The sequence below is a fragment of the Pseudomonas frederiksbergensis genome (assembly GCF_001874645.1).
In the GTDB taxonomy this organism is placed as follows: Bacteria; Pseudomonadota; Gammaproteobacteria; order Pseudomonadales; family Pseudomonadaceae; genus Aquipseudomonas; species Aquipseudomonas frederiksbergensis_B.
The window spans coordinates 707629-726829 of sequence record NZ_CP017886.1; the positions used below are offsets into that span (position 1 = coordinate 707629).

A 19201-nucleotide genomic window follows, 5' to 3' on the forward strand; every position below is an offset into this window, starting at 1 on the left:
GCGTCTCTCTACCGACTGACGGGATACCAGTCAGTCAATAATTTTTCATACTGAAGCAAGATTTGATTCCACGTGAACCGCTCATGAAAGCGCGTAAGACTGGCCGCTTCCATCTGCGCAAGCGTTGAATCGTCCGTAAGCAGTTGCTCAAACAAGGCAGCGCAAGAAGCTTCATCCTTGAAGTACGCGGCGCCGCGTTCCGTCACCCAACGATTGAATGGGTTGTCATGGGCAATGACCGCACACCCCGCGCCAAGCGCCTCGACCAACGATGGGTTAGTCCCACCGACACGATGCCCGTGCAGGTAAAACCGACAATAAAAACGCAGTGACTGCACGACCGCAGTCTCATAGATCGCTCCGGGAAAGATGACCTCTGTGCTGGCCGCGTCCATGACCTGTTTATGGTAGGGATTATTAGTCGGTTGAAAGTTGCCTAGAACGACCAGTCGGTGATTGCGTGGCGTGGCGCTGAAGGCGCGAACCATCTCGAGGAACGAGTTTTCGGGTTCTGGTCGGGCAATGATTACCGAAAACTTGCCGGGTTCGATCCCATACGTTGCCAATAAACTCGCGTCAGCACTCAGGACCCTGTCGCCCCCATAGGGAATCATGGTGATCCTGGCTTCGGAAACCCGCGTTGCAAGATGCTGTTTAATCTTGGGGTGATCGGCGACCAGATGATTACCCATCCAGCAGCCGGCGCGCTCATTGAGCCAGAACCAGGCCTTGGCAATGGTTCCCCACTTGTCACGCCGCCACTCAATGCCATCCATATTGATGACGTTGGTCTGCCCTTTAAGCCTTTGCAGCACACTGAAGACGGCGGTGTTGTAACCCAAGGTCAGAAACAAACCCTTTTGCGACGTCGCATGACGCGTGGCTTTCCAGTCAAAAATAACCGTGCCCAGCGAACCCTCCTGAGTCACAGGGATATGAATCCTGTTGACTCCGTTCCAGGTACTCTCAGTAATGCCTCCACTGCCCTCCTCCTGGCAATAGACGTGCACCTGCCAGCCGTACGCCGTTAAATAAAGAGATAGTTTCTCCGCGAACGTTTCGAAACCACCATGCTGAGCCGGAACACCTCGTATGCCTAGAATATAAAGTTTTTTAGGTGTCATGCTGCATCTCGTTGAATAAGGTTGAAAACTTGCTTTCGAACACGTCCAGACTAAAGTCCCGAGTACGGGACAACGCATTATCAGACAGCATCTTGTATTTTTTGGGGTCCAACGAAATCCTGCATATCGCGCGGTAAAGCGCCTCGATATCGTATGAAGAGATTAAATAGCCTTCGACATCACTGCGGACTAACTCGGCGGGTCCTCCCACAGGAGGAACTATCACGGGTAAGCCATGGGACATGCCCTCGAGGATGGTCAAACCGAATGTTTCTATCCAGCCATCAGGTCGGGAAAGATTTAGCAGCACATCGGAGCGTGAATAAAAGCCCGACATATCCGTTTGGCGCGGATAAATCGCCACATTGCCTGGCACGTCGATACTGGAAAAAAAACTATCAACTTCACTTCGGCTGGCATTGAGTACCAGGGTGAAATTCAGGTGCTTGTCATCCAGGCTACGCCGGGCGAGTGCCAGGAACTCCAGGACGCCCTTATAGGCCTTCAAGGAACAGATCATCAAAGAGCTGAAACCCGCCTCTTCCTTGACGCGATACGTGTGTTCAGCCGTGGCATCCAGGGCATTATGAATCACCACCTGGGGAAGTTTGGAAAAACGCTCCACGTGCATCAGATAGTTCGAGACGAATACGACCTTTGTGCTGGTCTTTTCAATGATGAACCGGAGAAACCTCTTCAGAACATCAGGTTTTATCGAGGTTTCATGCACATGATAATAAACCGGTATCTTCAGCAGCTTTCCCGCCAGCGCGGCACCAAAGGGCATCATGGTGTTGACATAAAACACCACGTTCTGCCTCTTGTATTTCAAGCACTGAACAAACAACAGCCCCTGAGAGATCAGGTAGTAGCCCAAGGTCAGCAACTTATTCTCTGACCTTTTATAAAAAAGCCTGCTCTGCACATCGGCCACGCCTGACAAGAAACCATCGCCATGGGAACTGGTAATCACCTCGGTGGCTAAATGGTTATTCGCCGCCGCCTTGATCACTTGAGATAACACCTTGGGACTTCCACTTCTGTCGTTGAACAAGTGGATGAAAACCATCTTCTTCGAGGGCATGCTTATGTTCTTTTGATGAGGGAGCGACTGAGCGTTGTAAAGCGCTCGGTCAGGGCCATGCACACCCAAAAAATGGCGATCGAATGCGCGGGAATGGTTTGACTTGAGAAGCCCATGGCCAGAAAGAATGCAACCAGGGCGGCCCCGACTCTTACTTGATAGCGGTCGACACGTTGATCAATCGCCATTTTCCTGACGGCGGTCAAACTGCGTTTGATCACCAGAATGATGAATGAGAAGAAGACGATGAAACCGACAATTCCAGTGTCGTTAAGTATCGCCAAGGGTAAATTGGAGATCCATGCACTGCGATGATTCTCCGAACCCACCAACTCCGGTGCAAACGAATATATTTCACTAAAACTGTAGATGCCATTTCCGAACATCGGGTTTTCCAGGATGGAATTCGCCGCCAATGCCCACATGATAAAACGCGTCTTGACCGAGTGGGTTCTGCCGATCAGTTCATAATCGCCAAACGAAGAGGCGATGAAATAAGACAGGAACGCTATCAGCGCTACCAACACGGTTGCCCCCAGCACGTACTTCACCAGGTCCCTGTTCTTGTACTTCCTCGGGTAGCTCAACCCGTGATAAAGCCAGACCGAAATAATGTAGGAAACCCACGGCGCCCTTGAGAACGAAAAAAGCAGGGAGGTGTGCAAACCGATCACCAGGATCCACCACCATAATTTTCGGCGATAACCCAACGCCAGTACTGTCAGGATCATAAGCGATACAAACACCCCAAACAGATTGGCCTCATAAATTCCACCACGGATGCGCGTCCCTCCGCTCCCCTCTTGCAGCCAGTGAATGGCCACGTCAGGAAGAGGAAACTTCAACAGCGAAAGCACATAAATCAACGATAGAAACGGGCCCGAAAACCATGCCAAAAACAGATAGGTTCTGGATTTGAAAATCGTAAAGGGATTGGCCTTTAACCAGATCACTGCATAATAAAACGACGCAGCCAGGAGCAAGCCTGCGTACATTTTCAGGGACCAGGCTTCAACCGGGCCGGTAGCGGATGCGTAAAAAGCCAGCACCATCCATACCGTCAGGATCATGCCCGTCTTGGGCAGGCGCAGGGGAATATTCGAACTGACCAACAACAATACAACGATGAAAAAAATAGGGGCAGCCAGCAACCTTTCCAGGGTCAGGTTGTTACCGCCCAACGACCACTCAATATTGTTAAACACCACGGTGAAGCCGATGATGACAGCCAGCACATAACGCGGATTGATACTCGAGGACTTCACGCTAGCGGTACCGTAGCTCATCATGACATTTCAATTGGCTTTTTTGCTGTGTTGGTTGAAAGCGCTCCATCGAGATAACGCCAGGTCACCCACCTGAGTGCCTCCAGCTTTTCATGACTGCTGGTAAAGTCGATTGATTTACCGACGACCGAGTCGACTTCACTCACACGGCTCACCAAGCGATCGGCCAAATCAACTTTATCTAAAAGACCTTTGATTCTATTCAGCCCGCTCTCGGGCAGCGCCGTCACAAAGGGAATACCGAAGTTCACCGCGAATGCGGTGCCATGAAACGAATTGGTGATGACAAAGGACGCATTGGCAAACAGCGAAATATAATCAGCAGGACTGGCATCCATGATGTGCCGGTCACTCTTGTAGCCCAGAAAAGGATCCTGATCGATTGCCACAACCCGCATCCCCAATACAGTCCTTATCCTGTTTATCGCCGCCCTCACCAGCGCGTCTTTTTTCAGGGTATAAACAAGAATGTATTTATCGCTATTCCCTGGTGTTTTACCGGCAAGCTGCAGGCTCTGCATCCACTCTTGCTTGTTCAGCATCAGCGTCGGGTCCAGGGTGTGGTCAATTTTTTGGTTGCCGAGCATGCTGCGCAGCTTTCGCGCAGTGTCCTCTTCCCGGACGGAGATACTGTCAAATGTCGACAGTGCCTTTCTGACCTTGGCCACCTCCTCTTCCGAATAGCAATATGAGCCTGCGCTCGAAGAAAACGAGATCTTTTTTTTCGCTCGGGAAAACGCCAGCATATAGTTCAGATCCAGATACCCCGTAATAGCCGGATTCCATATCTGGTCGCTGCCACAGACCACGCAATCAAAGTCACTTGACAGGGTTTGAAGCGCCTGTAAATCCGGGCACGCCGGGGTCAAGTTATAGTTGACCCGCATGAACGCCCTAAACTTCGCGATCAACCGCCTGCGGGGAATGATTCGAAAAAAGTCCTTACCCGCCCTGAAAATACTGCGCGGACTGCTGTCCACCCGAATCAGCTTCAAGGTGTTTTCCAGCGCTTTGCTTTTGTAATCAATAATCTTGACGTCGCCATACTTCGACAGCACTTTCTGACTGGCGAGCGCTTGTAGGGTTCCACCATAACTATTGGCGTGGTGTATCGTGATCAATGCAATTTTCAAGGTGCCGAGTCCTTTGCGATCGGGGGCGAGTACTTACTGACTGGAGAGCCGGGTATACACTTCATCGAGGGGGCGACGCGGAGAGGCACATACGGTGTTCTGCTCGTTCGGATAGCCTATCGCCAACATCATCATCACCGTGTGCTGAGGGCTTATCTTGATCACCTTGCGGAAGTTCATATCCGCCCTGCCCGACTGGCTCCAGTTCAAACAGCACGACGCAATGCCTATTGAATGCAAGGCCAGGATCAACGACATGGAAAACATCCCGCCATCAATCCAGTGCTGGTAACGTTCTCGAGGGGAAACGAAGGCACGCAAATCTGCAGTTATAATCAGCAAGTTATTTATTTTGTGCCCGAAGCCGCGGTTGCCATCTTGAAAAGCAAGGGCGTGCTGCGCCAGTTCGCCATCCAGATGATACACATGCCACGACTGCCTGTTACAGGCAGAAGGTGACTTCATGGCCATCTCTAGCGCTCTGCTTAATGCTTGCGCACTGATGTCCGCGTCGGAGAACTCTCGAAGCGAGTAGCGGGACAGGAAGAAGCTCTCCGGGGTCATCAATCGACCTTTATCAAACTCCGTTTTGGCGTGATTGATCGCCCCGCTGTTGTCATAGAATGGGATGGCTTGCTTGCTCAGACTCTCGACGTTAACCAGGCGCTTTATAAGCTCGGCGGTTTTTTCTGGCTGATGCGCTTTTTCGGCTTCAGCGAACTTCTTTAATACCGTGATCGCCACCCGGTCATGGTAGCCCGTGCCATTGAGCATAAATGACTGCTCCAACGCCTTGATAAGCGCATTGGCGCCCGCCCATCCAGACCCCGGTTTCCTGTTGGTAAAGCTCAGGCTCTTTTCAAGGGTGTGGTACACCTTGACCATGTAATAGTTTCGTTCGTCGACCGAACTGAGTGAAGATCGCCATCCCGAATACCGGGCATACCGACTCAGGTCATACAAAAAGCCAAATCCAGCCAGCACTGTCCGCGCATAGATTTTCACGGTATCAATCATGAGCGTTCATCTCCCGGTTGTCGGCAGTGATAAATAATTTAAGCATGGGCGCTGTACCTGCTATCGAAACGTGTTCTTGAAAACCAGCCGTTGGGCACCATAAAAATACAGCGACAACAGCAATACATTACTGACAACGGTCGCTACGGCGGCGCCACGCAGGTCATACAGGGGAATTAATACAAGGTTAAGAAACACATTGATTATTGCCACCAGCGCCATGTATTTAACTTTCACCTTCATGTGTTCCTGAGTCACCAATGTGGCGCCCGCACTGAAGGCCAGAAAAATAATCGGTGCCGACAGGGAAAGAATCTTCAATACCGAGGACGCCTCTCGGTAGGCCTCACCAAACAGCAGAGGGACTGCCCAGTCCGCACAGACCAGAATCACCAGCATGGCCAGAGTGCCGAGCAGCAACATCAGCCAGTTACCCTTTCGGTATACCTGATAAAACATGTCTGGATCATGGTTGGCCCAGCGGTGCATCTTGGGCAGCAGGAACCGCTGATACATCACACTCGGCAACAAATACACCGCCGTCATGATGGTAAAAGCAACGCTGTATATACCGGCCGCGCTATTACTTGAGAGGTGTTTCAGCACGATGATGTTGCTTTGGAAATAAATCAGGTGCGAGAACGCCGCCACACCAAATGGCCAACTGGCAGCGGCAACACTTAACAGGCTTGGCCTCACGGACGGGGCCGTGAATTCGGCGGTCAGTTCGTGCCCCTTCAGGGTCAATTTCCCATTTGCCATGCGCAGCAACTGGGGAATGGCCAGTGAAAAAAACACCACTGCAATGACCGAATACATGGCCGCGTAGTACTCCGCGGCAATAGGCGTGGCGCTCATGAACACCGTGATGAAGACCATCGAACAACGAAGAAAATGCGGCAAAAACTGCCAAAGTGCCAAGTGCACATACTGTTCTTCAAGTTGAAGCTTGCTGCTCACCAGTTCTACTGACAGCTGTCCCAGTAGGGTCAGAGAGAGAATCAACAACAGGTGTTGCGTTAACCGGTCATGGCTGGAATACAGCGCCCATGCCACAATCGCGCAAATAAGAAACAGGGTACTCAAGGCGATAAACTGGAATGAAGGTTTCAACCAGCGCTTTGCCGCCCAGCCCTCCTGTCCGAAAGCCTTGAGCCAATATTGGGATATCCCGAAACCCGCCAGGGGTGCCAGTAGAGTGAGGGTCGTGAGGGCCGATGAAAAAGCACCGAAATGATTGCTGCCCAACTTCCTGGCTAGCAACACCTGAGTCAGAAAGGCAAACCCGGCACCCGCCAGGGATCCTATCCAGAGAAGCGATATAGCCTTGAACGCTGTGGTTTTATTCATTGACCTATGTCATTCGCAATCACGCTACCGCCCCAGGATTTTTCGTCATATTCCTCAGGACGTGGTGCGTCTATGAACTGTTGGTTTGATCATGCCGGTGGGCGATTGATCAGGCGCTGCAACAACGGTGGAAATCTAAACTTCAAGAACAACAGTAGCGCTATCAAGACCTGAATTTACGCCACCGACAGGTCACTGCCCATCAACTTTTGTCGGACGCATAGGCATAGTGATAATAACCATAATCACTGTAGCCATATTTAGTGGAGGTCTTTTTCTCCACCCCATTAAAAATCGCACCTTTAATGGCAATACCGTTCTGGGAGAATCTGCGGACCGTCAACTCGATTTCCTTCGCCGGGTTCAGGCCATAGCGCGCGACAATCAGATTGGTCCCGGACAGGCGCCCGACGATTGCAGCATCCGTCACGGCCAGTAGCGGTGGCGTATCGAGAATCACCAGATCGTAAAGCTCACTCGCCTGCTCCAATAGCGCGCTGAAATTGGCGTGCATCAGCAACTCGGAAGGATTGGGCGGGATCTGGCCACGACTGACAAAATCAAAGTTTTCGATTTCAGTCTTATGGATCGCGGTAGCCATATCGCAGCGTCGGGCCAGGATATCGGAGAGCCCGTTGTCCGAAGCTACGCCCAACACTTTGTGCAGATAGCCCTTGCGCATGTCGACATCGATCAGCAGTACCCGCAACCCGGTTTGCGCAATCACCACCGCCAGGTTGACCGATACGAACGTTTTGCCTACCTGGGGGCTGGGGCCGGAAATCATCAACCGGTTATTGTCCGCCTCGTGCATGGCGAAGTGCAGGCTGGTACGCAGACTGCGCAGCGCCTCGACCGCCAGATCGGTGGGGTGACTGATGGCCAGCAATGATGAACCGACTCCAGGACGTCCTCGTCCGCGGGAGACTTTCTCCTCTTCGGCCTTCTGCAGGATGCTGTAGGGAATCGACGCGTACACCGGCAAACCCAGTTGTTCGATGGCTTCCGGGCTTTCGAGTCCACGGTTCAGTGCCTTGCGTACCAGCACCAGGGCCACCGCCAGGAATCCGCCGAGAATCGTCGCGACCAATACAATCAAGGCTTTTTTGGGTTTGACCGGCTTGAGGAAATTGACGTCCGCGATATCGATCACGCGCACGTTACCGACAGTCCCCGCCCGCAGCACATCCAGTTCCTGAGACTTGTTCAGCAGTTGGGTATAAATGGCCGTACCGACCTCTACATCCCGGGTAAGACTCAGCAGTTCCTGCTGGGTGGAGGGAAGGCCTTCCACCTTTGTCGCCAGGCTTTTCTGCTTGCTGCTCAACTCGCCGATCTGGGTCAACAATGCGCGATAAGCAGGATGTTGGCGGGTGAATTTCCGGTCCATTTCGGCTTGCTGCAACTTCAACTCGGAGATGCTGGTATCCAGGCCGACAATCTGATCGAGAATGGCCTTGGTTTCGAGTGTGATATCCACGGACTTGCGGCGAGTCTGGTATTCATTCAAGGCATTTCCGGCTTTTTCCAGGTCCTTTTTGACCACCGGAAGTTGCTCTTTAAGAAATGCCAGACTCTGCGCTGCCTCTGCCGAAGTACGCTCTACGTTTTGCCGGACATAAATCTCGGAAATTTCATTAAGTATCTTGATCGCCTGATCCGGATCGGTACTTTCCAACGCCAGACCAATCATGCCCGACTCTTTTCCACGCTCGGAGACATCCAGTGCCTCTTGATAGTCGAGGATACTGGTCAGGCGGGAGTGACGGATGATTCTGAAGCGAGTTCCAGGATTGGCGCGCAGCTCCTCTATTTCAAACGTGACGCCATTTTGCTCGAACAGTTGTCCCGCCTGGCTGGCCGCCAACAGTTTGTCATCTTCATCCACCAGGGTGTAATGACCCTGTTCACCCACCGTCAGGGTCAACTTCTTGCCCAGTTGCGAATCGGGAAGGTCCAGTTTGAATAGCTTCAGCGACTCCCCTCCCCAGGCGAAACTGCTCAGCCCTAACCAGGCATCGGCTATTTCACCGGGGTTGTTATTCTTGAATCGGCGAGCAAGAAACTCACCAATGACAGGGAAGTACATCGGCTGTATGACACTATCAAGTTTCAACGTGTCGACGGTTTTACCGATCACCGAACGGGACTGGATCAACTCGATCTCGGTGGCCGAAGGAGACTCCTTGCCCAGCATGCTGCCGATATCCGAGAAGCCCAACAAGTCGTTCTTTTTCGCTTCAACCTGCAGCAACGCGTTCGCCTGAAACACTGGCGTCGCCAGCACCGCATACGCGGCCCCCATCACCATGAAGGCGCCGGTAATCGCGGCAATCAGCCATTTATGGTCGATGAGTGTCCCAAACATACCGAGAAGATCAATCTCGTCATTGTCGTCTTCCCGCACGTTGACTACTGGCGCTTGCTGCATAAGTCGATTCTTTGCCTTTATTTCGATTCAATAAGTAGTGGTCATCAGCGTGCTAGACGCTGTGCCCATGCGTGTACGGCTTCTTCGATCAACGCATAAGCGTGCACAAAAGCAGGTTTTCCTTGACGGTAGGGGTCGCATATTTCGCGGTCGTCTTGCCATTTACCCAGCATCAGCACCTTGCCTCGCGCTTCGGGGGCAATGTTCAGCACGCCGCTGACATGCCGCTGCTCCATCACCAGAATCAGGTCCGCCTCACTGACGGCTTGAGGCGTGAGCTGAATGCCCTGGTGCTCATCGGGCACGTGGCCATGCTCCTCAAGTACAGCGCGCGCCGTCGGCTCGATCGGCTTGCCGACCAAGGCGGCAAGGCCGGCTGAGCTGACCTCGATATCGGAATGAACGAGTGCCCTGCGCAGCAGACTTTCCGCGGTGGGGCTGCGGCAAATATTGCCGACACAGACAATCAAAACCCTTTTAAGCAAGATAACGTTCCCCGTCTTGTCAACAGTGGCGGTGACATAGCACTTGCCGAACAGAAGAGTTTTACACTACGGATTAACCCGGGCTGCTATAAGCCCGGCAACGGCAGGATCAACTTTGAAATATCAAGGACGTATTTATTACCACGGCACGCGGACGGTACCGAATTTTTTCTTCAGACAAAAAATAACACCGTGCTCTTCGGCACACGAAACATAACAGCCCGCGCGTTTATTCAGACAATTTCTAACAGTTGCGATTTTCCCGCGACCGATCAATTTAGATTACACCGCCGGTAGCGAGTGAATCATGTATCGCCGTGCCGCTAATACATTGCCAGGGCGCCACTCCACTGTCGGGTTATTAATTGAGATACGGAGCGCCTTAGGCAACAACTTTGTTGACCGCAGATTGCGAAGAGCATGCAGCGGAATAACCGCGCGTACTCGCCCGCCACCCGACTGCCTGGGTTGTATTTTCTTACTGCCATTACCCACTGCATCAGTCAAACTTCAAGGACGCTTCATGATTCGTAAATGTCTGTTCCCCGCTGCAGGTTATGGGACCCGCTTTTTGCCCGCCACCAAGGCGATGCCGAAAGAGATGCTGCCGATCGTCAATAAACCGCTGATCCAGTACGCCGTCGAGGAAGCGCGCGATGCCGGCCTGCAACAGATGGCCATCGTCACTGGCCGCGGCAAGCGAGCGCTGGAGGACCATTTCGATATCAGCTTCGAGTTGGAACATCAGATTCGCGGCACCGATAAGGAGAAGTTCCTGGCCGGCACTCGAGAACTGATCGATACCTGCAGTTTTTCCTATACCCGTCAGGTGGAGATGAAGGGCCTGGGACACGCCATCCTCAGCGGCCGCTCGTTGATCGGTGATGAACCATTCGCCGTGGTGCTGGCCGACGACCTGTGCCTGAACCTCGAAGGTGATGGGGTGCTGGCGCAAATGCTCAAGCTCTATGCGCAATACCGCTGTTCGATCGTGGCAATCCAGGAGGTGCCCCGCGAACAGACCCAGAAGTACGGCGTGATTGCCGGCGAGCAGATTCGCGAGGGTCTTTACCGGGTCGACAGCATGGTCGAGAAACCCCTCCCGGAAGAGGCCCCTTCCAATCTGGCAATCATCGGCCGGTACATTCTGACCCCCGATATCTTCGACCTGATCGCCGACACCGAACCCGGCAAGGGCGGTGAAATCCAGATCACCGACGCACTGATGAAGCAGGCCCGGAACGGTTGCGTACTGGCTTACAAATTCAAGGGCCGACGCTTCGATTGCGGGAGCGCCAAGGGTTATGTCGAAGCCACTAACTTCTGCTTCGAGCACCTGCATCAAAGCGACCTGTGACGACCTCATGGCCCTCTTTACCTTATGGACGAAGCCTCTATGACTACGTTGAGCGGTTTCAAGGCAGATGACAGTCGCCATCCGTATGGCGCGGAACTTAAAAACAACCTTGCGTACCTCATCGTCCGCGCCTATGCGTCGGAACTGATATTCCCCCGCAAGCAGAAGGCGCCCGTGCTGCTGGTGGAACGCATCGGCGCATTTCCGTCTTCCGGGGAGATCCGCCGTCACGTCAAGGATGGAACCGCCCTGCTGGCGAGTATCAAGAACCGCTACGCCGCCGATGCCCTGGACATCAATGAGAACGACGGGTTGAGCCTGATCTTTGCCGACTGGCGCTTCAGCTTGCGCCTCTCGGGCAATGACTGCGTGACGTGCCTGAATGTGGAAAGTCGCGGTGACAGCGCGCTAATGCAGCGCAAAACCTCCGAGCTGCTGGAGCAGATCGGCGCAGGGAAGGAATTGGAATGAACGCGAGTGCAGAACACGCCGCCAAAGCCTGGTATCTGGTCCAGTGCAAACCCAGACAAGATGAACGCGCCGAAGAACATCTGCAGCGCCAGGGCTATGCCTGTTTTCGCTCCAAGTACAGTCGTGAGCGCATTTCACGGGGACAGCGACGGGTGATCAGTGAATCGCTGTTTCCGGGCTACCTGTTTATTCAACTGAGCCTTCAAGACAGTTGGGGCCCGCTGCGCTCAACCCGCGGCGTGTCGCGAGTCGTCGGGTTCGGTGGTCAGCCACTGCCAATCCGTAATGCGTTGATTGACGAGCTTCAAGAGCGCAACAGCCAGGCCATCGTGACAACGCTGTTGAGACAAGGCGAAACCGTACGCATCACAGAAGGTCCATTCGCCGATCTTGAAGCGGTGTTCCTTGCCATGGACGGCGAGGAACGGGTGCTGCTGCTGATGAGTTTCCTGCAACGTGAACAGCGAATCAGCCTGCCTCTGTCAGGGGTCAACACGCTCTGAATATCTTCCTGCAAAGGCAGGAAAACTCATCGCTGGCGAGCCGGGCGGGCTGTTTGGTGGTTGTGAGATAGATTAAACACCGGACATCGGACGGTGGGAGTGACAAGTGTGGCGCGATTCAGATGGACTCGCTGATCACGACTGCGGCCCGAAAATCAGTTCTTCTGCGCAGGAGAAAACAGCGGCAATGTGAGAGCGGTTCGCCGGCCTGAATGAGACTCCCGGTCTATCGATAACCCCGTGCCTGCAAGTCAAACAACTGCGCATAACGCCCGCCAGCCACTACCAGGCTGGCGTGATCGCCCCGCTCCAGGATTGCGCCCTGGTCCAGCACGATGATGTGGTCCGCATTGCATACACTGGAGAACCGGTGAGAAATCAGCAAGGTCATGCGGCCCTGGGTGTGCTGGCTGAAATGCTCAAACACCGCCGCCTCCGCCGCGGGGTCAAGTGCCGAGGTCGGCTCATCCAGAATCAGGATATCGGCGTTGCGGCGCATGTAGGCGCGGGACAAGGCGATCTTCTGCCATTGCCCGCCGGACAGCTCCTGCCCTCCGGCGAACCATCGCCCCAATTGAGTGGCATACCCTCGATCCAGATGTTCGATGAAGGGTGCGGCCATGCCCTCGGCGGCGGCTTCATGCCAGCGCTTTTCATCGTCAAAAGCCAAGGTGTCGCCCACACCGATGTTCTCGCCCACGGAGAATTGATAGCGAATGTAATCCTGGAAGATGACACCGATGCGCCGACGCAGCGCCTCCTCATCCCACCCCTGCAAATCGCTGCCGTCCAGCAGAATGCGCCCCTGATCGGGGCGATACAAACGGGTCAACAACTTGATGAGCGTAGTCTTGCCCGAACCGTTCTCACCCACCAGCGCCACGCTACGACCCGGTACAAGGTGCAGGTTGATGCCTTCCAGAGCGGCTCGACTCGCCCCTGGATAGCGGAAACCTACATTCTCGAAACGCACCCCATCACCGGGCACGATGCCCACGCTCAGGCTACCGGTATCCGCCACCACGGGTTCGGCGAGGTACTCATAAAGGCTCGACAGGTAAAGCCCGTCTTCATAGAGACCGCTGATGGCGCTCAGACTGCTGCTGACGGCAGTCTGCCCCTGCTTGAACAGCACCAGGTACATGGTCATCTGCCCCAGGCTGATGTTGCCGTGGACGGTATCGACCACCACCCAGGCATAGGCCAGATAAAACGCCCCCGTGCCTAACAAACCGAGCACAAATCCCCAGCCATCGCGGCGCAGGGTCAGGCGTCGGTCTTCGGCGTAGAGACGAGCGAAAGTGTCTCTGTATCGCTTCAACAGCAGCGGTGCAAAACCAAACAACTTGACCTCTTTGATGTAGCTCTCGTGGGAGAGCAGCGTCTCGATGTAATTCTGCTGCCGACTCTCCGGCGCGCGACGAGTGAAAAGACGAAAAGCATCGCCGGAGAAATGTGCTTCGGCGAAAAACACCGGCAGCGCACCGACCACCAGCAGCACCAGCGCCCAAGGGGAAAAATGCACCAGCAACAAGCCGAAGCTGATCAGTACAATCAGGTTCTGGATCAGCCCCAACGACTTGATCACCAGCGCCAACGGCCGGGTCGAGGCTTCGCGCCGCACCCGGACCAACTTGTCGTAAAACTCGGAGTTCTCAAACTGCACCAAGGACAAGGTCTGAGCCTTCTCCAGAATCAGGGTGTTGACCTTCTGCCCCAATTGCACCCGCAACAATGACTGCTGGACCGAGAGCGCGCGCTGCGTCCCGGACAGTAACGCGAGCACACCGGCTTCAAACAGCACATAACGTACAACGGGCCACAACGGCGCACTGCCTTGCCCGGCATGCAACTGCATGGCGGTCACCACCGCGTCGACGATGCGCTGCCCCAACCAGGCCGCCAACGCCGGAAGCACACCGGCAATCAGCGTTGCCAGCACCAACCCCAGAAACAGCCCGCGAGACGTTCCCCAGACCAGCAACAAGGCACGTCTCGCCTGGTCGAGCAACGAGGCGAAACGGTCAAGAACAGGCATAGGAGGATGAGCTCGGTGAAGAACGGGAAATAGGCGTGCAGGGTTCTGTAAGCATGACAATGCGCCATGGTACTTCAGCTCGACAATGGGGGGTGAGGGCCGCACGTCTTCAGCCTTCGTTGATGCCGAGCGCGAAAAATCCGCGCTCGGATGTGCGATAAATCGCGGTTTCAACAATTTCACATGGTGCAGAAGAATTGCATAAAGAGAACCGTCAGCCGTACTACTTCAGAGGCAATTGCTCTGTGTCTAGAACGGCAGGCGCCGGAGTTGTTTCATTCCTCAGCTTGCGTTGGGCAATTTCGGCACCGCGTTGGCGTAGTGGAGTTTCGATAAAGCGGTAATTCAGCTCGCTCAATACCAGCAACATCCCCGCAGACGTCAACAGCAACTCAAGCGTAAAACCTTCATCCAAGGGCACGCCTTGGCTGGCGGCAACACGCGTCCAGATCTCTGTACTCAGGTGGTTTGTGAAAACGTGTATCACACCTCGCCCCGCCATTTTTGACCATGGCATGCGTTGATACAGCGCAACCTTACTGCCTCTGCCAGACCTGCCGATCTCAAGCACTTCGTCTGTCATCATGTCCGTCGCGACAATCAGGCGATACCCATCCTCAGTTTCAGAGATGGTCGAGGTTGAGCGCTCCTCCTGCCATTTGGGGAACACGCAAAGTGCGTATTGTTTCGATGTCTTGTTGCTGCTTATGCTGATTGTGGGATCATTTTTCTTTAGATCACCTGGCGTCGAACACCCCGCCAACATCACCACCGCCAAAGCGCCTACAAACAATTTTATGTCGTTCCCTCATTGAGAGTTGGCGAGACTTTATCATCAACGAAGAAGAGGGAAACGCGCCGGCACTAGAATCCGGCACGTCAGATCAAGCACAACGTCTTCAGACTCTAGGTGGGTTGTGGGGAACTTACATGATCCAGGTCCGGTCGGCTCCACGGATCAACATGCGTCATCAGGCTCAACACGCGATGACGTTGCATTACATTTTGACGAGCCGCGACTGCAATAGCATGTCCTTCCTCGACAGTAATCGAAGCTTCAACTTCTATATGAGCATCGACAACGATCATATCGCCCATTTTGCGTGTGCGCACATCATGAACCCCTTTGATGCCGGGAGTTTCTATTAGCGTAATGCGAATAGTTGCAACTTCCTCTTCATCTGCTGCACGGTCCATAAGGTCATTCAGCGCATTCCAACTGAACGACCACCCCATCTTTGAAATCATGCACCCAACAACCAGCGCAGCAATCGGGTCAAGAATGGGATAGCCCGCCAGGTTTCCGGCAATGCCGATACCCACCACCAGTGATGAGGCCGCATCAGAGCGTGCGTGCCACGCATTGGCAATCAACATGCTCGACTTCACTTTTTTAGCGACGGCCAGCATGAAGCGAAACAATAGCTCCTTGGTAACCAGCGCTCCTCCCGCCACCCATAAAGCGGCAACATGCACCGTCTGGATGGATTCCGGCGATTCAAGCTTAAGCACGGCAGACCAGATCATGCCGACACCCACAGCCAGCAGCAGTAACCCCAAGACCATCGAAGCTGCGGTTTCAAAGCGCAAATGTCCGTAAGGATGGCCCTCATCCGCGTCCTGCTTGCTTTTATGGCTGGCGAACAACACGACGAAATCTGCAACCAGGTCCGACAGTGAATGAATACCATCGGCAATCAGACCTTGGGATTTTGACAGGATCCCTACTACGATCTGGATGAGCGACAGAGCGAGATTGACCCCGACGCTCACCCATGTGCAACGAGAGGCTGCCGCCGCTCGCTCTGCAGGACTGTATAGTTCGTCCTCTGGGTCATCCGCGAACTCTTGATGCTTCATTACTTACCCTCCCCCATTGTGTGCAAATGACAATCACCACGCCACACAAAATCATTAGCGAAGCATTAAGCCTTCTATCTAGCTTTATCTGCATTGACTAACCACAGTTTTGATAGGCTGAAGCTCAGAGGGCAAAGCATACTAAAGAGCGAGCAAAATACACATGACACCTGGATGATAACGTTGAGTTCGATTCATTGATTGCGAGCTTTGCAAATGCGAATCTTAAAGTTTAACCTTGTCATACTTTGAGCTTCCAATATAAATAGATAGCGAAGCTAAGACCGTAACTTTTCAAGTGTGGGTCAGTGAGGCCAAAACACCTTGCTGCTCCCGCCGGTCCATTGAACCTTCCCGCCAATCACTTCGATCTTGGCGCCCTCAGCCATACGATAAGGGCCGCTGAGTACATACTCGGCGCGCCCATCCTGGACATCGACCTCGACCGGATCACGTTCCGGTTGATGCGTCAGCCCTCGACGCCAGTTGATTATTGGCTGGTACGGATTGGTCTGCTGCATACGTTTCTCCCGCGGCCCTGCCGCATCATGTAGTTGGTTGTGCATCTTTGTGCCTGAGGATCAGCCGTGTGCGGTCGAGCCACGGGCCGCCGAATACGATCACTTCTGAAGGCCGTCCGTACAGATGGTGCAGCAGAAGCGGCCCGGGACCGAAGGTGCCGGAGCCTTCACCGGGCAACGCAGGATCAGCGCCGAGGTAGATCCCTGCGTGGTTCGGGCGTGCCGTCCTACCCACCGCCATGACGATCATGTCCCCGCGCTGCGGCTGATCGACCCTAGCGAAGCCAGCAGCCTCGTAGCTGGCCTCATACAAGCTCACGCTCTCGGCACTCTCCCACCAACCGTCAGCGCGCTTGAAGGCTTCAAACTCAAGTCCTCATTCGCGCTTGTACCAATCTGCACAGACCTGCCAACAATCCCAGGCACCATGCACGAATACTCGGTACCGTCGATTTCAAACAGGCGCACTTCCCCGCCGGGCTCCCCTTATGGATAAAAGGTTTGTTCGAAGGTGGCGGTCATGGGCTCAGGCAGCACCGGTAAAGCGGCGATGCGTGAGGGCTTCCAGTTCATCGGCTGCGAAATCGACGAGCAGTACGCGGCGATCGCCCGAGCGCGGATAGAACACGAAGTCTCCCGCCAGCAAGAACAGAAGGTCGAAACCGATCAGCTCGATCTGTTCGGCACCGCCTGACCCACCCTTACCTATTGCGCTAAATGCATTGACAGGTAGACAACTCAAGGCTTTTTCGATTCATCCACAACGACGTCTTGATCATGCTGGAGGATTATTTCTTTCAGTTGCTTGATTTGTAGTGGTCTAATGATTCCGGACACCCATTTAGGCGAGAATACCCGCCAGATCGAGGTGTCAGATGACCAAGCAACGCCGTACCTTTTCCGCTGAATTCAAACGCGAGGCTGCCGACCTCGTGCTCAAGCAAAACTACAGCTTCATCGAGGCCAGCCGCTCGCTCGGCGTTGGCGAATCGGTTCTGCGCCGTTGGGTCGACCAGCTTCAGCAGGAGCGCACAGGCATCACCCCACAGAGCAAGGCGCTAACTCCAGAGCAGCAAAAAATCCAGGAGCTGGAAGCTCGGATCGCTCGCCTTGAGCGCGAGAAATCGATACTAAAAAAGGCTACCGCGCTCTTGATGTCGGAAGATCTCGAGCGTACGCGCTGATCAATCAGTTAAGCGTCCATGAGCCAGTTGATTGCTTGTGCGAGGTGTTCGAAGTCGCCCGCTCGAGTTACTACGCACATCGTCTCAGACGGCTAACCCCTGACGTTGAGCGGCTCAGGCTGCGTAGTCGAGTGAACGAGTTGTTCACCCGGGGGCGAAGTGCGCCGGGCAGCCGCAGCATCACCGTGATGATGCAAGAAGAGGGTGAGCAAATCGGGCGGTTCAAGGTACGCGGCCTGATGCGCGAACTGGAGCTGGTCAGCAAGCAGCCGGGATCACACGCCTACAAAAAAGCGACGGTGGAGCGGCCTGATATCCCGAACATCTTGAACCGGGAGTTTGATGTCGAGGCGCCCAACCAGGTCTGGTGTGGCGATATCACCTACATTTGGGCGCAGGGTAAATGGCACTACCTTGCGGTTGTCCTGGATCTCTACGCGCGTCGAGTTGTGGGCTGGGCGTTATCAGAAAAGCCGGATGCAGATCTGGTGGTCAAGGCGCTGGACGTGGCTTACGAACAACGTGGAAAGCCTCAGGGGTTGCTGTTTCACTCGGATCAAGGATCGCAGTACGCCAGCCGCCAATTTCGCCAACGACTGTGGCGCTACCGTATGCGCCAGAGCATGAGTCGCCGAGGAAATTGCTGGGATAATGCGCCGATGGAACGGGTGTTTCGCAGTTTGAAAACAGAATGGATACCGACCACTGGCTACATGACCGGCCAGCAAGCTCAGCGAGACATCAGCCAGTACCTGATGCATCACTACAACTGGATCCGACCCCATCAATTTAACGATGGGTTGGCCCCGGCGAAAACTGAAGAAAAACTCAAAACCGTGTCCGGGATTAGTTGACCACTACAATTGGATCTGGAGAGGGGTCTGGATTGTTCTCTAAATCCAGCAGCAAACCATCTGTACGGCTCCGGCTTAGCCTGTTGCTGCGCCACTTCCTTTCAAATCCCCCGGACACTGATAAACCGGATAAAGCTGCTGCAACTGCTGTCAGAGTAGACGCGATGATTTTAGAGTGCTCCAGCTCTGCTTGGATAATGGCTCCTGCTGCGATGCTGCAAATGATGACCCCGAAAGCCGCTACGTGATGCGCCACACTCCACCACTTCTGGCCTTTTAGATAAAAATCACGCCATTTTGTGCACTCTTCTTTCAGTTTCAAGCTTTCCATTTTTACCTCCTTGAGCCAATCGCACTGAACGTCTGGACACCCCCCCTATTACGTGGTGAGTTTCAGATTAGACACGCCTGTTGGGCACTCTAATACCGATTCCTGCTGACGTTTATTTCGATGGACACAGAAAACCAAGCCAGCGATGCGTTCGACCCAGATGGCCAAGTTT

18 protein-coding genes and 1 pseudogene are annotated in these 19201 nt (G+C 54.0%); 5 read left to right on the top strand and 14 right to left on the bottom strand.

Annotation, left to right across the window (positions count from 1 at the left end; all coding sequences use genetic code 11):
• Nucleotides 1-8: 8 nt before the first annotated feature.
• The 8 genes from BLL42_RS03470 to BLL42_RS03505 all read right to left on the bottom strand — a co-directional run bounded on the left by BLL42_RS03470 (nucleotide 9) and on the right by BLL42_RS03505 (nucleotide 9895).
• The gene (locus BLL42_RS03470; RefSeq protein WP_071550803.1) at nucleotides 9-1124 is read right to left on the bottom strand and encodes a DUF1972 domain-containing protein; all 1116 of its coding nucleotides are present in this window, start codon (nucleotides 1122-1124) and stop codon (nucleotides 9-11) included.
• Nucleotides 1114-2208, bottom strand: coding sequence for a glycosyltransferase family 4 protein (locus BLL42_RS03475; protein ID WP_071550804.1), 1095 nt, complete (start codon nucleotides 2206-2208; stop codon nucleotides 1114-1116). The genes BLL42_RS03470 and BLL42_RS03475 overlap by 11 nt, the downstream gene beginning before the upstream one ends.
• Nucleotides 2209-2210: 2 nt before the next feature.
• Entirely contained in the window at nucleotides 2211-3494 is a 1284-nt protein-coding gene (locus BLL42_RS03480; protein WP_236721963.1) for an O-antigen ligase family protein, read from the bottom strand.
• Nucleotides 3494-4627: a polysaccharide pyruvyl transferase family protein gene (locus BLL42_RS03485; RefSeq protein ID WP_071550806.1), complete on the bottom strand. Its 1134-nt coding sequence runs from the start codon at nucleotides 4625-4627 to the stop codon at nucleotides 3494-3496. The genes BLL42_RS03480 and BLL42_RS03485 overlap by 1 nt, the downstream gene beginning before the upstream one ends.
• Before the next feature lie 33 nt (nucleotides 4628-4660).
• Nucleotides 4661-5644 carry a nitroreductase family protein gene (locus tag BLL42_RS03490; RefSeq protein ID WP_071550807.1) on the bottom strand — a complete coding sequence of 328 codons (984 nt, stop codon included), beginning with the start codon at nucleotides 5642-5644 and terminating at the stop codon, nucleotides 4661-4663.
• A gap of 60 nt (nucleotides 5645-5704) precedes the next feature.
• Nucleotides 5705-6994, bottom strand: a complete 1290-nt coding sequence (locus tag BLL42_RS03495) for an oligosaccharide flippase family protein (RefSeq protein WP_071550808.1) — start codon at nucleotides 6992-6994, stop codon at nucleotides 5705-5707.
• A 202-nt stretch (nucleotides 6995-7196) separates the two neighbouring features.
• Nucleotides 7197-9425, bottom strand: coding sequence for a polysaccharide biosynthesis tyrosine autokinase (locus BLL42_RS03500; RefSeq protein WP_071550809.1), 2229 nt, complete (start codon nucleotides 9423-9425; stop codon nucleotides 7197-7199).
• A 44-nt stretch (nucleotides 9426-9469) separates the two neighbouring features.
• Nucleotides 9470-9895 (bottom strand): low molecular weight protein-tyrosine-phosphatase, encoded by a 426-nt coding sequence (locus BLL42_RS03505; protein ID WP_442960346.1) that lies wholly within the window; start codon nucleotides 9893-9895, stop codon nucleotides 9470-9472.
• Between the two features lie 538 nt (nucleotides 9896-10433).
• Between BLL42_RS03505 and galU the strand changes: the two genes are divergently transcribed.
• From galU to rfaH, 3 genes are read left to right on the top strand one after another with little or no spacing between them, the layout of a single operon-like run.
• On the top strand, nucleotides 10434-11267 hold the full coding sequence (gene galU, locus BLL42_RS03510) for a UTP--glucose-1-phosphate uridylyltransferase GalU (protein ID WP_071550811.1): 834 nt from the start codon (nucleotides 10434-10436) through the stop codon (nucleotides 11265-11267).
• Between the two features lie 39 nt (nucleotides 11268-11306).
• Complete coding sequence (locus tag BLL42_RS03515; protein ID WP_071550812.1) at nucleotides 11307-11738, top strand: phosphohexomutase domain-containing protein; 432 nt, start codon at nucleotides 11307-11309, stop codon at nucleotides 11736-11738.
• Nucleotides 11735-12241 (top strand): transcription/translation regulatory transformer protein RfaH, encoded by a 507-nt coding sequence (gene rfaH, locus BLL42_RS03520; RefSeq protein ID WP_071550813.1) that lies wholly within the window; start codon nucleotides 11735-11737, stop codon nucleotides 12239-12241. Before BLL42_RS03515 ends, rfaH begins: the two co-directional genes overlap by 4 nt.
• A gap of 226 nt (nucleotides 12242-12467) precedes the next feature.
• On the opposite strand, the gene BLL42_RS03525 is transcribed toward rfaH, so the two are convergent.
• From BLL42_RS03525 to BLL42_RS03545, 5 genes and pseudogenes are all read right to left on the bottom strand, one after another.
• Nucleotides 12468-14279, bottom strand: coding sequence for an ABC transporter ATP-binding protein (locus BLL42_RS03525; RefSeq protein ID WP_071550814.1), 1812 nt, complete (start codon nucleotides 14277-14279; stop codon nucleotides 12468-12470).
• A gap of 223 nt (nucleotides 14280-14502) precedes the next feature.
• Nucleotides 14503-15072 carry a hypothetical protein gene (locus tag BLL42_RS30400; protein ID WP_236721964.1) on the bottom strand — a complete coding sequence of 190 codons (570 nt, stop codon included), beginning with the start codon at nucleotides 15070-15072 and terminating at the stop codon, nucleotides 14503-14505.
• 113 nt (nucleotides 15073-15185) lie between these two features.
• Nucleotides 15186-16139 (bottom strand): cation diffusion facilitator family transporter, encoded by a 954-nt coding sequence (locus BLL42_RS03535; RefSeq protein ID WP_071550816.1) that lies wholly within the window; start codon nucleotides 16137-16139, stop codon nucleotides 15186-15188.
• 305 nt (nucleotides 16140-16444) lie between these two features.
• A complete protein-coding gene (locus BLL42_RS03540) occupies nucleotides 16445-16660 on the bottom strand; it encodes a hypothetical protein (RefSeq protein WP_071550817.1) in 216 nt (71 codons plus the stop codon).
• Between the two features lie 25 nt (nucleotides 16661-16685).
• Nucleotides 16686-17102: pseudogene (locus BLL42_RS03545) on the bottom strand (NlpC/P60 family protein); the annotation flags it as partial.
• A gap of 78 nt (nucleotides 17103-17180) precedes the next feature.
• Between BLL42_RS03545 and BLL42_RS03550 the strand changes: the two are divergent.
• Nucleotides 17181-17354: a DNA methyltransferase gene (locus tag BLL42_RS03550; protein ID WP_236721965.1), complete on the top strand. Its 174-nt coding sequence runs from the start codon at nucleotides 17181-17183 to the stop codon at nucleotides 17352-17354.
• Nucleotides 17355-17535: 181 nt separating this feature from the next.
• A protein-coding gene (locus BLL42_RS03560) for an IS3 family transposase (protein WP_129586922.1) occupies nucleotides 17536-18698 on the top strand; the annotation gives its coding sequence in 2 pieces (ribosomal slippage) (nucleotides 17536-17791 and nucleotides 17791-18698; 1164 coding nt in all).
• Here BLL42_RS03560 and BLL42_RS03565 read toward each other — a convergent pair.
• Nucleotides 18691-19029 (bottom strand): hypothetical protein, encoded by a 339-nt coding sequence (locus tag BLL42_RS03565; protein ID WP_071550818.1) that lies wholly within the window; start codon nucleotides 19027-19029, stop codon nucleotides 18691-18693. The genes BLL42_RS03560 and BLL42_RS03565 overlap by 8 nt on opposite strands.
• Between the last annotated feature and the right edge of the window lie 172 nt (nucleotides 19030-19201).

Excerpts from the sequence above, each read along its gene's own strand:
- BLL42_RS03550 (WP_236721965.1), top strand. The coding sequence starts at position 17,181 with ATGGGCTCAGGCAGCACCGGTAAAGCGGCGATGCGTGAGGGCTTCCAG.
- BLL42_RS03525 (WP_071550814.1), bottom strand. The coding sequence starts at position 14,279 with ATGCCTGTTCTTGACCGTTTCGCCTCGTTGCTCGACCAGGCGAGACGT.
- BLL42_RS03500 (WP_071550809.1), bottom strand. The coding sequence starts at position 9,425 with ATGCAGCAAGCGCCAGTAGTCAACGTGCGGGAAGACGACAATGACGAG.
- BLL42_RS03515 (WP_071550812.1), top strand. The coding sequence starts at position 11,307 with ATGACTACGTTGAGCGGTTTCAAGGCAGATGACAGTCGCCATCCGTAT.
- BLL42_RS03475 (WP_071550804.1), bottom strand. The coding sequence starts at position 2,208 with ATGCCCTCGAAGAAGATGGTTTTCATCCACTTGTTCAACGACAGAAGT.
- BLL42_RS03540 (WP_071550817.1), bottom strand. The coding sequence starts at position 16,660 with ATGCAGCAGACCAATCCGTACCAGCCAATAATCAACTGGCGTCGAGGG.
- BLL42_RS03480 (WP_236721963.1), bottom strand. The coding sequence starts at position 3,494 with ATGAGCTACGGTACCGCTAGCGTGAAGTCCTCGAGTATCAATCCGCGT.
- BLL42_RS03495 (WP_071550808.1), bottom strand. The coding sequence starts at position 6,994 with ATGAATAAAACCACAGCGTTCAAGGCTATATCGCTTCTCTGGATAGGA.
- BLL42_RS03535 (WP_071550816.1), bottom strand. The coding sequence starts at position 16,139 with ATGAAGCATCAAGAGTTCGCGGATGACCCAGAGGACGAACTATACAGT.
- BLL42_RS03565 (WP_071550818.1), bottom strand. The coding sequence starts at position 19,029 with ATGGAAAGCTTGAAACTGAAAGAAGAGTGCACAAAATGGCGTGATTTT.
- BLL42_RS03470 (WP_071550803.1), bottom strand. The coding sequence starts at position 1,124 with ATGACACCTAAAAAACTTTATATTCTAGGCATACGAGGTGTTCCGGCT.
- rfaH (WP_071550813.1), top strand. The coding sequence starts at position 11,735 with ATGAACGCGAGTGCAGAACACGCCGCCAAAGCCTGGTATCTGGTCCAG.
- BLL42_RS03490 (WP_071550807.1), bottom strand. The coding sequence starts at position 5,644 with ATGATTGATACCGTGAAAATCTATGCGCGGACAGTGCTGGCTGGATTT.
- galU (WP_071550811.1), top strand. The coding sequence starts at position 10,434 with ATGATTCGTAAATGTCTGTTCCCCGCTGCAGGTTATGGGACCCGCTTT.